Annotated in this window: 11 protein-coding genes and 1 pseudogene; 10 read left to right on the forward strand and 2 right to left on the reverse strand. The window is 73.5% G+C overall.

What is annotated here, in order from left to right:
• Positions 1 to 190: 190 nt before the first annotated feature.
• Complete coding sequence (locus ACZ7KX_RS20060) at positions 191 to 625, forward strand: CBS domain-containing protein (protein ID WP_350520940.1); 435 nt, start codon at positions 191 to 193, stop codon at positions 623 to 625.
• Positions 626 to 866: 241 nt separating this feature from the next.
• Here the strand turns inward: ACZ7KX_RS20060 and ACZ7KX_RS20065 are convergent, their stop codons facing one another.
• Positions 867 to 1,763 carry a helix-turn-helix domain-containing protein gene (locus ACZ7KX_RS20065; RefSeq protein WP_470327582.1) on the reverse strand — a complete coding sequence of 299 codons (897 nt, stop codon included), beginning with the start codon at positions 1,761 to 1,763 and terminating at the stop codon, positions 867 to 869.
• A gap of 153 nt (positions 1,764 to 1,916) precedes the next feature.
• On the opposite strand from ACZ7KX_RS20065, the gene ACZ7KX_RS20070 reads away from it, so the two are divergent.
• Positions 1,917 to 2,501: a pyridoxamine 5'-phosphate oxidase family protein gene (locus ACZ7KX_RS20070; RefSeq protein WP_470327583.1), complete on the forward strand. Its 585-nt coding sequence runs from the start codon at positions 1,917 to 1,919 to the stop codon at positions 2,499 to 2,501.
• Between the two features lie 141 nt (positions 2,502 to 2,642).
• On the opposite strand, the gene ACZ7KX_RS20075 is transcribed toward ACZ7KX_RS20070, so the two are convergent.
• Positions 2,643 to 3,038 (reverse strand): transglycosylase family protein, encoded by a 396-nt coding sequence (locus tag ACZ7KX_RS20075; protein ID WP_350625143.1) that lies wholly within the window; start codon positions 3,036 to 3,038, stop codon positions 2,643 to 2,645.
• Between the two features lie 657 nt (positions 3,039 to 3,695).
• On the opposite strand from ACZ7KX_RS20075, the gene ACZ7KX_RS20080 reads away from it, so the two are divergent.
• The 8 genes and pseudogenes from ACZ7KX_RS20080 (at position 3,696) to ACZ7KX_RS20115 (ending at position 12,285) form a co-directional block, all read left to right on the forward strand.
• Positions 3,696 to 4,130 carry a universal stress protein gene (locus tag ACZ7KX_RS20080; RefSeq protein ID WP_470327723.1) on the forward strand — a complete coding sequence of 145 codons (435 nt, stop codon included), beginning with the start codon at positions 3,696 to 3,698 and terminating at the stop codon, positions 4,128 to 4,130.
• Between the two features lie 111 nt (positions 4,131 to 4,241).
• The gene (gene pdxR / locus ACZ7KX_RS20085; protein ID WP_470327584.1) at positions 4,242 to 5,696 is read left to right on the forward strand and encodes a MocR-like pyridoxine biosynthesis transcription factor PdxR; all 1,455 of its coding nucleotides are present in this window, start codon (positions 4,242 to 4,244) and stop codon (positions 5,694 to 5,696) included.
• Between the two features lie 237 nt (positions 5,697 to 5,933).
• Positions 5,934 to 6,446 (forward strand): hypothetical protein, encoded by a 513-nt coding sequence (locus ACZ7KX_RS20090; RefSeq protein WP_470327585.1) that lies wholly within the window; start codon positions 5,934 to 5,936, stop codon positions 6,444 to 6,446.
• Positions 6,447 to 7,021: 575 nt separating this feature from the next.
• Complete coding sequence (locus tag ACZ7KX_RS20095) at positions 7,022 to 8,428, forward strand: family 2B encapsulin nanocompartment shell protein (protein ID WP_470327586.1); 1,407 nt, start codon at positions 7,022 to 7,024, stop codon at positions 8,426 to 8,428.
• Between the two features lie 270 nt (positions 8,429 to 8,698).
• Positions 8,699 to 9,658, forward strand: coding sequence for a hypothetical protein (locus ACZ7KX_RS20100; protein ID WP_470327587.1), 960 nt, complete (start codon positions 8,699 to 8,701; stop codon positions 9,656 to 9,658).
• Between the two features lie 109 nt (positions 9,659 to 9,767).
• Positions 9,768 to 10,541, forward strand: coding sequence for a bestrophin-like domain (locus ACZ7KX_RS20105; protein ID WP_470327588.1), 774 nt, complete (start codon positions 9,768 to 9,770; stop codon positions 10,539 to 10,541).
• Between the two features lie 294 nt (positions 10,542 to 10,835).
• Positions 10,836 to 11,474, forward strand: coding sequence for a class I SAM-dependent methyltransferase (locus tag ACZ7KX_RS20110; RefSeq protein ID WP_470327589.1), 639 nt, complete (start codon positions 10,836 to 10,838; stop codon positions 11,472 to 11,474).
• A 224-nt stretch (positions 11,475 to 11,698) separates the two neighbouring features.
• Positions 11,699 to 12,285 (forward strand): annotated as a pseudogene (locus ACZ7KX_RS20115) (TerD family protein).
• Positions 12,286 to 12,308 lie beyond the last annotated feature (23 nt).

A 12,308-nucleotide genomic window follows, 5' to 3' on the forward strand; every position in this document is an offset into this window, starting at 1 on the left:
CTCCCCAGTATCGGCGCTCCCGCGGGGTCGCCGGGTCGCCGGCCCGGCGCGGCCGGCGCCCCGGCGCGGTCGCGGACCGGCGCGGCGTTGCTTATGGTGAGGGCGCGGTCACCCCGTTCGCGCCCGTGTCGGGCGCGGGGGCGCGCCGTTCCGGGGGGATGCGGGGGGAACCACCGACGAAGGAGTCCCCGTGACCACTGCCCGAGACATCATGCACACCGGCGCCCAGTGCATCGGCGCCCACCAGACGCTGGCCGAGGCCGCGATGATGATGCGCGACAAGAACGTGGGCGCGTTGCCGATCTGCGGCGACGACCAGAAGCTGAAGGGCATCATCACCGACCGCGACATCGTGCTGCGGTGTATCGCCGAGGGCAAGGACCCGTCCAAGATGACGGCCATGGACCTGTCCGGCCACCTGCACTGCGTGCGCGCCGACGACAGCATGGACATGGTGCTGCGCAAGATGGAGCAGCACCAGATCCGGCGCATCCCCGTGATCGACGGGGAGCGGCTGGTGGGCATGATCAGCGAGGCGGACCTGGCGATGGGCCACCGCGACGGCCAGCGGCTGACGGACCAGCAGATCATCGACTTCATGGACAGCGTCTACATGAAGCAGTGACCCGCCCCGGTGGCCCGCCGCCGTGATGCGTCGCGGTGATGCGTCGTGGCGACCCGACGCGACGAACCTGACGCAGTGACCGGGCTCGGCCGCCACCGAGTCGAGCCCCGGCCCCGTCCGCGCCCGTGAGCGTGACCGGCCGGCCCCCCGTGCCGGCCGGGCTCTTCGAAGGTGCCGGACGGGGCCGCCGCGCGTCTTGTAAGAATGCGCACGCGCTCCGGAGCGGGGCCGGGGGCCCTGCTCAGGCCGCGCCGGGGTCGAGCAGGGCGCTGGTCACCCGCCCCGCCACCCGGTCGGTGGGCTCGGGCAGGGTGCCGGTGCCTGTGCGGGAGGCCAGGAACTCGCGCGGCGAGCAGCCGACCATGCCGCGGAAGTTCCGGTCGAGGTGGGACTGGTCGTAGTAGCCGCAGAGCACGGCGAGGTCGGCGCCGGTGGGGCGGTCCGCGCGGGCGGCCAGGACGCCGAGGGTGTGCTGGAGCCGGAGGATCCCGGCGGCCTGCTTGGGGGCCAGCCCGAGGTGCTCGCGGAAGCGCAGTTCCAGTCGGCGGCGGCTCCACCCGGTGCCCTCGACCAGGGCGTGGATCGGGACCATCCCGTGCGAGCGCCGCAGTCGGTGCCAGGCCCAGCGGACGGACGGCTCCCAGTCCGGGCCGTACGCGAACAGGGCGGTGAAGTAGCCGTCGAGCATGGCGAACCGGGCGGACCAGCTCGGGGTGTCGGCCAGTCGGTCGGTCAGCGCACGCAGCCGCGGGCCCAGGACGTCCCCGGGTTCGGCCCACTGCCCGCCGAGGTCGCCGGCCAGCGGACCGAACGCCCGGAAGGCGCCCTGCGGGGTGAGCGAGACGGCCAACCCGTGCAGGACACCCGAGTGTTGGGCGATCGTCGCGGTGCGGCGCAGCCCTGCCACGACCGATCCGAAGGAGGCGGCGGGCGCGGGGGAGACGGCATCGGTGAGGCGCATGCTGCCCTCGAAGGCGAGGGCCACCGTGACCACGTCGGTCGGCACTTCCAGTCGGCGGCGCGGCTGCCGCAGGTCCAGCCGGTAGCCGCGGTAGCCGAGGACGTACCGGCGAAGCGGTACGGCGGGTGTGCCGAGGACCATCCCCGGCGCGGTCGGCGGGACGGTGCTCCGGGACATATCGACTCCCGTGCTGGGCGGGGTGGGTGACATGTACGCAGACCATTCTAGGCCCGTCACCGAACTCCCCGGGCGGGCCGACGGCAGGTCAGATGGGTCTCACGGAACGGATTCTTCTTTCCCGCCAGTCGAGATGCGTGCACAATTGCGCACATGGGAAAGCAGTACGAATCGATCGACGGCCGACTGCGCGCCTTCATCGAGCGCCAGCCGGTCTACTTCGTGGCGACGGCCCCGCTGGCCGCCGACGGGCACGTCAACCTCTCGCCGAAGGGCCGTTCCGGCACCCTCGCGGTGATCGACGAACTCACCCTCGCCTACCTGGACTTCGGCGGATCGCAGGCCGAGACCGTCGCCCACCTGCGGGAGAACGGCCGGATCACCCTGATGTGGTGCTCCTTCGAGGGGCCGCCGACCGTGGTGCGGGTGCACGGCACGGGCGAGGCGATCTTCCGGGACGACCCGCGCTTCGCCGGGCTGCTCGGCCACTTCGACCCGGCCGCCGACGGGTCGGGCCTGCGGGCGATCGTGCTGGTCAAGGCGGAGCGGGTGAGCGACTCCTGTGGCTATGCGGTGCCGTTCATGGACTACCGCGCCGACCGCGACCTGCACGCGCAGTACTTCGACCGCAAGGACGAGGAGGAGTTCGGCGCCTACTGCGAGCGCAAGCCGCTCGTCGGGACCAGCCTCGACGGGCTGCCCGCCCTCCCGCTGCCGCTCCCGGCCCGGCCCGCCTGACGGGGCCGGCCGGCGCGGGCGTCAGCCGGTTCCGCTGCCGGGGAGCATCGGCTTCCCGGGGGCGGCACACGGACCCCGCCGTGGCGCGGGGACGACGAAGCCGCCGCGTCCCGTGGGGGATGCGGCGGCAGCGTGGTGGTCTTACTTGCCCAGACCGGCCTTGACGGAGCAGATCGGCCAGGCGCCCGGGCCCTGGGCGGCGAGGACCTTCTCGCCGATGGAGATCTGCTGGTCCTTGGTCGCCAGGTCGGCGCGCGGGGCGAAGGAGGTGCCGCCGAAGGCCGCCCAGGTGCTGGAGGTGAACTGCAGGCCGCCGTAGAAGCCGTTGCCGGAGTTGATGGCCCAGTTGCCGGTGGCCTCACAGGCGGCGACCTTGTCCCAGACGCCGGCCGGAGCGGCGGAGGCGCTGGTGGCCGTGACGAGGCCGGCCACGGGCAGGGCGGTGAGCGCCCCGGCCATCAGAGCCATCCGGACGCGGTTGCGGCGCTTCGGGGTGGCAGTGGTGGTGGCAGCGGCGGTCTCGTTACGGAAGGTCATGGAGTTCCTTTCGGAGGGTTGCGAGCACGCGGAACCAGGCCCTCGGAAGGCCGGTGGTTTCGGGGACACGTCACTCGCGTGGTTCGGCACCGTTCCTGCTCGGTGGGCGGGCGGTGGGGCCCGTCCGGAGCGGATCGCTCGGTGCAACGGGTTCGAAGTTACGGGTCCGGTCGGGGCCGATTCAAGGATTCGAAGGTTTGGGCACGTCAGAGGCCTGTTACCGGAAGTAAGGATCAAGGAATTGTGCCGATTTGGACCGATTTGCACCCATTTCCAAGATCAAACCCCCCGGTGAAGTGGCCCGGGCCACAGCGAAAGTGCTGTGAGGCCGCGCACATCGTCGACAGCGCGTGACGGCCCGCCCGCCGCCGGTGCCGGATCCGCCGTGCCCGCCGCCGCCCCGGGTGGCCCGCACCACACGGCTCACCCGGAGTGCCCCCGGCGCTCACGCACGGTGCCGCGCCTAGCCTCGTGGCCATGAGCAAAGAGAGCGATGCAACGGGTGCGGCGGACGCGGGGGCTGCGGACGCCGGTGCGGGAGGGACGGGCTGGGCCGCGGTGCCGACCGGGCCGGCCGGATCAGGTGGACCGTTCGGATCGGCCGGACCGTTCGGAGCCGGGGAGCACGAGGCCGCGGCCGCACCGCAGGGGTTCGAGCTGGGGACCGACGGGCCCAAGGTGATCCTGGCGGGACTGGACGGCTCCGACTCCTCCTGGCGCGCCACCGCCTACGCCGCCGGACTGGCCCGCCGGCAGGGCGCCGTCCTCGCGGTGGCCTACATCCAGCCGATCCTCGCCGCCGCGACCGCCCTGGCCGGGGCCGCGGTGGAGGAGACCACCCAGGAGGTCGCCGAGGAACTGCTGACAGCCCTGCGCGAGGCCGAGCTGCGGGTGCGCGAGGTGTGGAAGGTGGACTGGCGGTTCCTGACCCTGCGCGGCGACGCGTACGGCGGCCTGGCCAAGCTCGCCGACGAGCTGCGCGCCGACGCCGTGGTGGTCGGCGTCTCCGAGCAGGCCGGGCACAAGGTGATCGGATCGGTGGCCGTCCGACTGGTGAAGGCGGGCCGCTGGCCGGTGACCGTCGTCCCCTAGGTAGGGAACTGCCGGACGTCGGTGGCTCCGGACCCGGTGGAACCGGGGCCGGAGGGCCCCGGGCCGACCGGCCGCGGGGCGGGAGCGGGGCGCCGGGTAGGGTGCGTGAACATGACGGACACGCGGGGCACGCACCTCTCCGAGCCCGCCCACCCGACCGGCAGCGACCTGCACCTCGACCTCCCCGCCACCGGCGGCCGCCGCGCCGCGCTGATGGCGGCCCTGCGCGAGGCGATCCGCAGCGGCAGACTGGCGCCCGGCACCCGGCTGCCGCCCTACCGGACCCTCGCCGCCGACCTCGGCCTCGCCCGCAACACGGCCGCCGAGGCCTACGCCGAACTCGTCGCCGAGGGCTGGCTGACCGCCCGTCAGGGATCCGGCACCGCCGTCGCCGAACGGGCCGAGCCCGTCCCCGCCACCCGGGCCCGCCGGCCCTCGCGCCGCCCCGGGCCCCGGCACGACCTGCGCCAGGGCCAGCCCGACGCCGCCTCCTTCCCCCGCACCGCCTGGCTGGCCGCCGCCCGCCGGGCCCTCACCGCCGCGCCCAACGAGGCCTTCGGGCCCGGCGATCCGCACGGTCGGCGCGAGCTGCGCACCGTCCTCGCCGACTACCTGGCCCGCGCCCGGGGGGTGCGCACCGACCCGGACCGGATCGTGATCTGCTCCGGCTTCGCCCACGCCCTGCGACTGCTCTTCGACGGCGCGCGGCCCGTCCTGCCGCCCGCCGAGAACGGCCCGCTGGCCGTCGAGGCGTACGGACTGGGCTTCCACCGCGGGCTGCTGGCCACCGCCGGGGTGGCGGCCGTCCCCTTGCCGATCGACGAACAGGGCGCCCTCGTCGACGAGTTGACGCAGAACGGGGACGTCCGCACGGCCCTGCTCACCCCCGCCCACCAGTTCCCCACCGGCGGCCCGCTGCACCCGGGCCGCCGCGCCGCGGTGATCGACTGGGCGCGCGGCCGCGGCGGGCTCGTCCTGGAGGACGACTACGACGGCGAGTTCCGCTACGACCGCCAGCCGGTCGGCGCCGTCCAGGGCCTCGACCCCGAGCGGGTGGTCTACCTCGGCAGCGCCAGCAAGAGCCTCAGCCCCGCGCTGCGCCTCGGCTGGATGGTGCTGCCGGACCACGTGGTCGACCGGGTGCTCGCCGCCAAGGGCGAGCGCGAGGGCTGGGCCAGCGCGCTGGACCAGCTGACCCTCGCCGAGTTCATCGACTCCGGCGGCTACGACCGGCACGTGCGCCGGATGCGCCGCCGCTACCGCGACCGCCGCGACCAGCTGGTGGCCGCGTTGGCGGCGAGAGCCCCGCACGTCGAGGTGTCCGGCATCGCGGCCGGCCTGCACGCCGTGCTGCGGCTGGAGCCGGGCACCGAGCGCTCGGTGCTCAAGGCCGCCGCCTACCGGGGCCTGGCCGTCGACGGCCTCGCCGAATTCCGGCACCCGGCGGTCGGCCCGGCGGCCATGCCCGTCGTCGACGGACTGGTGGTCGGCTACGCCACTCCGCCCGACCACGCCTACCCGGCGGCGCTCGCGGCGCTCTGCGACATCCTGCCGCCGTCGGCCTGAACGCGGCCGGAGGCGGCGGCCGGTGACGGGGGAGCGGAGGAGCCGGGGACCGGTGGAGAGGTGAGGCGCCGGGGCCGGTGGCCGGGCCGGGCGGCGCGAAGCATAGGCCCCCGGACGTCCGGGCGGGGCCGTGACCGCACGGACCGGTCCGCCGCGTCCGCTCGCCGCTCCTGCGTCGGTACGGAACCGGGCAGAGGCGGGCAACCCCGGCGGTGCCCCGGCCTACGCTCCATGGTCATGCGCAGAACACATCAGATCCGCGCCGCGCTCGTCGCGTGCCCGGCCCTCGTCGTCGGTCTGCTCCTCTCCGCCGCTCCCGCCCGGGCCGACTCCCCGCTGCCCCTCACGGTCGTCTCCGACCGGCAGACGACCGTCCGGGGCGGCGAGTTCACGCTCACCCTGACGCTCAGCAACCCGTACGACACCCCCATCCAGTTCGTCTACCAGAGCGTCCAGGAGACCTACGGGACCAGCCTGGAGACCGGTCTCAGGTTCACCGAGACGGCCTGCGGCACCCAGACCAACGGCTGCAGCGACAACGTCCACGGCGGCATCGCCCGGTACGACGTGCCGCTCGGACCGGGCGCGAGCAGCACCTTCACGGTCACCTACGCCATCGCCCCCGACTCGGCCTGCGGCGACGCCACCCGGATCGACTTCTACTCCTACCTGTACTACGAGTACAACGGGGGACTGAACAACAACTCGGGCATCGTCGACGTCCCCGGCACCAGGGTCGCCTGCGCCTGATCACGAGCGACCCCGACCGGCCCCGGCGTCCCTCCCTGGTTGCTGCGCATCCCCGTACCGTCGTCAGGTGCCGGCCCCCCGTGTCGGCACATGACGGGCTCTTCCGTACGGCGGTGGCGGGCCCGGCGCCCGGACGGCCCGGGTGGGCCGGGCGGTTCGGTTCGACCCCGTACGGCACCGGCCGCAGAAGCCCCGGAGCAGGTCCACCGGTGTGCCGGGTTGACGCCGGGCGGTGGGCTCCGAGCCGGCCTGCGGGGTCGTGGGCGGGACGGGGGAGTCGTTGGCGGAGCGGGGAACCGCCGGGGTGAACGGATGTTCCTACGGTCCTCGGCGCGATGAGGGCGGACCGCGCGAGATTCACCCTATCGGGGGGTACTGGGCGTCCGTACGGGCTCGGCCGGGTCCTGGTGATCTAGGGTTCCGGAGGGGTCGCCGCCGGACGGTGGCCTCACTCGCGATACTTCGCCAACGCCCCCACCAGTCTACGGATCTGATGATCCGTCACGGCATGTGCCCCAGGGCGGTTCGTATGGCCCTGGCCGCGTGACCCGACCACAGGAATGGAGACCCTGCCGATGCCCGTGGACACGAGCCCGGAGACAGAGCAGGTCAAGCAGCAGAGCCTTGCGACGGCCGCTGCCCGCAACCTTGCCACCACGACCAAGTCCGCACCGCAGATGCAGGAGATCACCTCCCGCTGGCTGCTCAAGGTGCTCCCCTGGGTGCAGGCCGCCGGTGGCGCGTACCGGGTCAACCGCCGGCTCACCTACGCCGTGGGCAACGGCGTGGTGGAGTTCATCAAGACCGGCTCCCAGGTCCGGGTGATCCCGGCCGAGCTGGGCGAGCTGGCCCTGCTGCGCGGCTACGAGGACGAGGACGTGCTCACCGCCCTCGCCGACCGCTGCCAGCAGCGGGACTTCGGCCCCGGCGAGGTGCTCACCACCCAGGGCGAGGCGGCCGACCGGATCTTCCTGATCGCGCACGGCAGGGTCAACCTGGTGGGCACCGGCAAGTACGGCGACGAGACCGAGATCGGCGTGGCCGCGGACGGCGACCGCTTCGGCGACGACGCGCTGCTGAACCCGGACGCCGCCTGGGACTTCACCGCCAAGACCGCCACCTCCGGTGTCGCCCTCACCCTGTCCCGGGCGGACTTCGTCGCCATCCGGGACAACGCGCCGAGCCTCCAGGAGCACCTGCAGGCGTTCCTGGCCCTGCCGCTGCAGGCGCAGAACGAGCGCGGCGAGGCCGAGATCGCCATGTCGGCCGGCCACCACGGCGAGTTCGAGCTCCCCGGCGCCTTCGTGGACTACGAGCTGAGGCCGCGCGAGTACGAGCTGAGCGTCGCGCAGACCGTCCTGAAGATCCACACCCGGGTCGCGGACCTGTACAACCAGCCGATGAACCAGACCGAGCACCAGCTGCGGCTGACCATCGAGGCCCTGCGCGAGCGGCAGGAGCACGAGATCGTCAACAACCCGGAGTTCGGCCTGCTCAACAACGCCGACTTCGACCAGCGGATCCAGACCCACTCGGGGCCGCCCACCCCGGACGACCTGGACGAGCTGCTCAACCGCCGCCGTGACCCCGACTACCTGCTGGCCCACCCGCGGACCATCGCCGCGATCGGTCGCGAGTTCAACGCCCGCGGTCTGTACCCCACCCACGTCGACCTCGGCGGGCAGCAGGTGCCGGCCTGGCGCGGGGTACCGATCCTGCCGTGCAACAAGATCCCGATCACCAAGGAGAACACGAGCTCGATCCTCGTGATCCGTACCGGTGAGGACAACCAGGGCGTGATCGGTCTGCACCAGACCGGCATCCCGGACGAGTACCAGCCGTCGCTCTCGGTCCGCTTCATGGGGATCGACGAGAAGGCGATCATCTCGTACCTGGTCAGCGCCTACTACTCGGCCGCGATCCTGGTGCCGGACGCCGTCGGCGTGCTGGAGAACGTGGAGATCGCGCACCGCCGCCACTGATCGCGCACAACAACGGGCGCGGGCCGTAACCGGCCGGGCTCGATGATCGTTTGACCTGATGACGGACGGCCCGCCCCCCGGAAGGCGGGCCGTCCGGCTGATCGCGTCCGATCGTTTCTGGTCGTGCCCGATCGACTTCCGATCGGGGAGTGACCGCTGCCGGCCGTTCCGCCGGTCCTACGGCGATCCGCCGGCCGGGACCCTACCGGTCCGGTCCCGATGCGTTCCGCCCGTTCCGTCCCCAGGTGATCCGAGAGGTGCGTGGAGCCCATGTCCCAGCGTCGGCAGTTACGACGGATACCGCTGCACGGCGGTGGGGCGGCGGCCTCCGGGCGGCGGGCGCGGCTGGTCGGTGCCGCGGTCGGCGTGGTCGCGATGTGCGCACTGGTGACCGGCGCGACCGCGTCCGGGGCCGAGCGCCACGGAGGGCACCCGCACGGCACGTCCGTCGACACCTGCGTCTGCACCCGGACCGACGTGTCGGTGTCGGTGGGGCCGGGCGGGAGCGTGGGCGTCGGGGTGGGCGTGGACGTCCAGGTCGGCGTCAGCGTCGCCCCGAACGCCGGCACCGGACACCACGACGACCACAAGCCGCCGGCCGGACACCATCCGTGCCGCACGCCCCGGGCCACGCCCCGTCCGGCGGCGCCCTCCTCCCCGGCGGGAGTCCGGCCGGAGCACGGGCGGCCGGAGGACGAGGGGGACGACGGGCAGTCCGAGCGCGGCGATCACGACGGGCACGGCCGGCACGACTGGCACTCGCACCCGTGTCCGACCCCCACGCCGACCCCCACGCCAACGCGTACGCCGACGCCGACCCCCACGCCGACGCCGTCGCCGACCGCGACACCCACCCCCACGCCGACCCCGCCGTCGCCCCCCGCGCCGCCGCCACCCGCGCCCGCGCCTGCCGCTCCGCCGCCGCCCGCCCCGGCCCCGCCGCCGCCCGCGCCTGCCGCTCCGCCGCCGCCCGCCGTTCCCGCGGCCCCGGTCCCGGCGGCCCCGAGCCCCGCCCCGTCGAGCCCGGCACGCCCGAGCGCGCCGTGGCCGGCCCCCACGCCGCGACCGGCGTTCCGCGCCCCGGCGGCGCTGCCGGTGGCGATGCCGCAGCGCCACCACGGCGCCCCGATGACCACCACGCTGCTGCTGATCATGGTGCCCGGTGTGCTCGCGGCTGCGGCCCTCCGCCCGGGTCGAGGCCAGGGCCGAGGCGGTTCGGGCCGGTCCTGACCGGTCGCGGCCCCGCCGCCCGCCGTCCGACCCTGCGACGTCCGTCGGCCCGGGGCTTCCCCAGACCTTTTTCGTTCCGTCACAAGCCAAGCCAGAGAAGGGAGTTCCCATGTCCGAGTGGGTGGCGTTGACCATCGCCATGGCGTCGGCCTGTGCCGTCGTGGTGGCGGTGGTCCTGCTGAGGAACCGCCGGGTGGGCGCCGCAGAGGAGAACACCGACGAGACCCCGGACGTCATCGAGTACATCACGATGATGATCGGGGTGGTCTACGCGATCGTCCTGGGCCTCGCCATCGCGGGCGTCTGGGAGGCGCGCGGCGTCGCCCAGGACGACCTGTTCCGCGAGGCGCAGTCCCTGCGCGAGGTGAGCGACCGGGCGGTGGTCTACCCGGTCGAGTTCCGCGACCAGGTCCGGGCCGACGTGGACGCCTACGTCACGTACGTGGTGAACACCGAGTGGGACTACATGCGCGAGAACGGCGGGATCTCCGAGAAGGGCGACCAGTTGCTGCAGAAGCTGCAGACCGACGTCGCCACCCGGCCGCCGGCCTCCGACCTGGAGTCCCAGGCCTACCAGCCGATCATGGACCGGATCAGCCAGGCCTCCGAGGCCCGCCAGGCGCGTGGTCAGAACGCCGGCTCGACGATGCCGGGGATCGTCTGGTTCGGGCTGATCGGCGGTGCGGTGGTGACCGTCGGCATGCTGTTCGCCCTGCAGATCCGGCGCACACCACGGGAGTTGACGCTGGCGCTCTGCTTCAGCGTGCTGATCGCCTTCCTGCTGTTCATGATCTGGGACTTCGACGACCCGTTCGCCCGCAGCGTCTCGGTGACCACCCAGCCGTTCGAGGACCTCTTCCCGTCGCTGAACCTCAAGGGCTGATCCCCTCCGGGGGCGGGCCGGCTCCGGTGCTCCCGGGCATCGGGAGAATCCGGGCGGGCGGACGGCCCACACGGACCGTCCGCCCGCCGACTCTCCGTCGAACTGGTGGATCGTCAGCGAAGCTTGCCGTCCCGCGGCCCGCGCGCGGGCGGCCCGGCCGCGTCACGATCCAACGGATCGGGCTGGACCACTGTGTGCTGTCAAGGGTGTCCGCCCGCCGGACGCCCCCCGGCCCGGGTTGCGGCCGCCCGGTAGGTTGACCCGTACCGGCAGGCCCCGAACGGAGGACGCGCGATGGACAGCCAGGACTGGGACGACCGCTACGCCGCGAGCGAGCTGGTGTGGGGCACGGCACCCAACCAGTGGGTGGTCCGCGAACTGACCGGCCGCACCCCCGGCCACGCCCTCGACCTGGCCGCCGGCGAGGGCCGCAACGCCATCTGGCTGGCCGCCCAGGGCTGGGAGGTCACCGGACTGGACTTCTCCGCCGTCGCGCTGGAGCGGGCCGAACGGCTCACCGCCGACCTGCCCGACGAGGTCGCCGACCGGCTCACCTGGCGTCACGGCGACGCCCGCGCCGTCGAGGCCCCCGTCGGCGGCTACGACCTCGTCCTGGTCGCCTACCTCCAGCTGCCCGCCGGGGACCGCCGCACGGCGCTGCGCCGCGCCGCCGAAGCGCTCGCACCCGGCGGCACCCTGCTGGTCGTCGGGCATGACCTGAGCAACCTCACCGAGGGCGTCGGCGGGCCGCAGGACCCGGCCGTGCTCTTCACCCCGGAGGACGTCCTGGCGGACCTCGCCGACCTCGGACTGCGCACCGTCCGCGCCGAGCGCGTGCACCGTACGGTCGGCGGCGGGTCCGGGCACAAGGGCGGGGGTGCGGGTGGCGTCGCGGTGGACGCGTTGGTGCGCCTGGAGCGCGGCGCCGGGTGACGGCGTTCCCGGTCCGGCGGCTGAGCGGGGTGCCGGATGCCGGATGCCGGATGCCGGACGCAGGGCCTCTGGTTGCTGCTTCCTCGGTGTGCGGACTGGTGCCGGGGGTGAGGCGCGGGGGCGTGCGGGGTAGGGGTGCTCCCAGGACGCCGTCGGATGATCACAAACTTTCTACAGTGCTGTAGATTCGCGGCACGCGGCGGTGGCAGAACGAGGAGGGCGCGATGAGCGTTTCGCTGGCCAAGGGACAGAAGATCAGCCTGGAGAAGCCGGGCGGTGGTCAGCTGAGCCTGGTCCGGATGGGGCTGGGCTGGAAGGCGGCGGAACGCAAGGGCTTCCTCGCCAAGCTGCTCGCCGCAGGCCGGGAGATCGACTGGACGCCTCGGCGGTGCTGTTCGCCCAGGGGCGTCCGGTCGACGTGGTCTTCTTCCAGCACCTCACCAGCAACGACAGCTCGGTGCGGCACAGCGGGGACAACCTGGTCGGCGGCTCCGGGAACGCGACCGACGACGAGTCGATCACGGTCAACCTGTCGACGGTGTCGGCCGAGGTCGACCAGATCCTCTTCACCGTCAACTCCTTCACCGGGCAGACCTTCCAGGAGGTCGAGGCGGCCTTCTGCCGGCTGGTGGACGAGACCACCGGCGCCGAGCTGGCGCGCTACACCCTCACCGGCGGCGGCCCGTACACCGCGCAGATCATGGCCAAGGTGCAGCGCACGGGGACGGGTTGGCAGATGACCGCGATCGGTCAGCCCGCCACCGGGCGGACCTTCCAGGACCTGATGCCGGAGCTGGTCAAGCACCTCTGATGCTCCCGCGGGTACGCACCCGA

The organism is Kitasatospora sp. NPDC038210, assembly GCF_055600605.1.

What these genes read in the sequence shown, in the direction of transcription:
- ACZ7KX_RS20075 (WP_350625143.1), bottom strand. Translation starts at nt 3,038, where the DNA reads ATGACCTTCCGTAACGAGACCGCCGCTGCCACCACCACTGCCACCCCG.
- ACZ7KX_RS20100 (WP_470327587.1), top strand. Translation starts at nt 8,699, where the DNA reads ATGTCCCAGCGTCGGCAGTTACGACGGATACCGCTGCACGGCGGTGGG.
- ACZ7KX_RS20070 (WP_470327583.1), top strand. Translation starts at nt 1,917, where the DNA reads ATGGGAAAGCAGTACGAATCGATCGACGGCCGACTGCGCGCCTTCATC.
- pdxR (WP_470327584.1), top strand. Translation starts at nt 4,242, where the DNA reads ATGACGGACACGCGGGGCACGCACCTCTCCGAGCCCGCCCACCCGACC.
- ACZ7KX_RS20065 (WP_470327582.1), bottom strand. Translation starts at nt 1,763, where the DNA reads ATGTCCCGGAGCACCGTCCCGCCGACCGCGCCGGGGATGGTCCTCGGC.
- ACZ7KX_RS20110 (WP_470327589.1), top strand. Translation starts at nt 10,836, where the DNA reads ATGGACAGCCAGGACTGGGACGACCGCTACGCCGCGAGCGAGCTGGTG.
- ACZ7KX_RS20090 (WP_470327585.1), top strand. Translation starts at nt 5,934, where the DNA reads ATGCGCAGAACACATCAGATCCGCGCCGCGCTCGTCGCGTGCCCGGCC.
- ACZ7KX_RS20095 (WP_470327586.1), top strand. Translation starts at nt 7,022, where the DNA reads ATGCCCGTGGACACGAGCCCGGAGACAGAGCAGGTCAAGCAGCAGAGC.
- ACZ7KX_RS20105 (WP_470327588.1), top strand. Translation starts at nt 9,768, where the DNA reads ATGTCCGAGTGGGTGGCGTTGACCATCGCCATGGCGTCGGCCTGTGCC.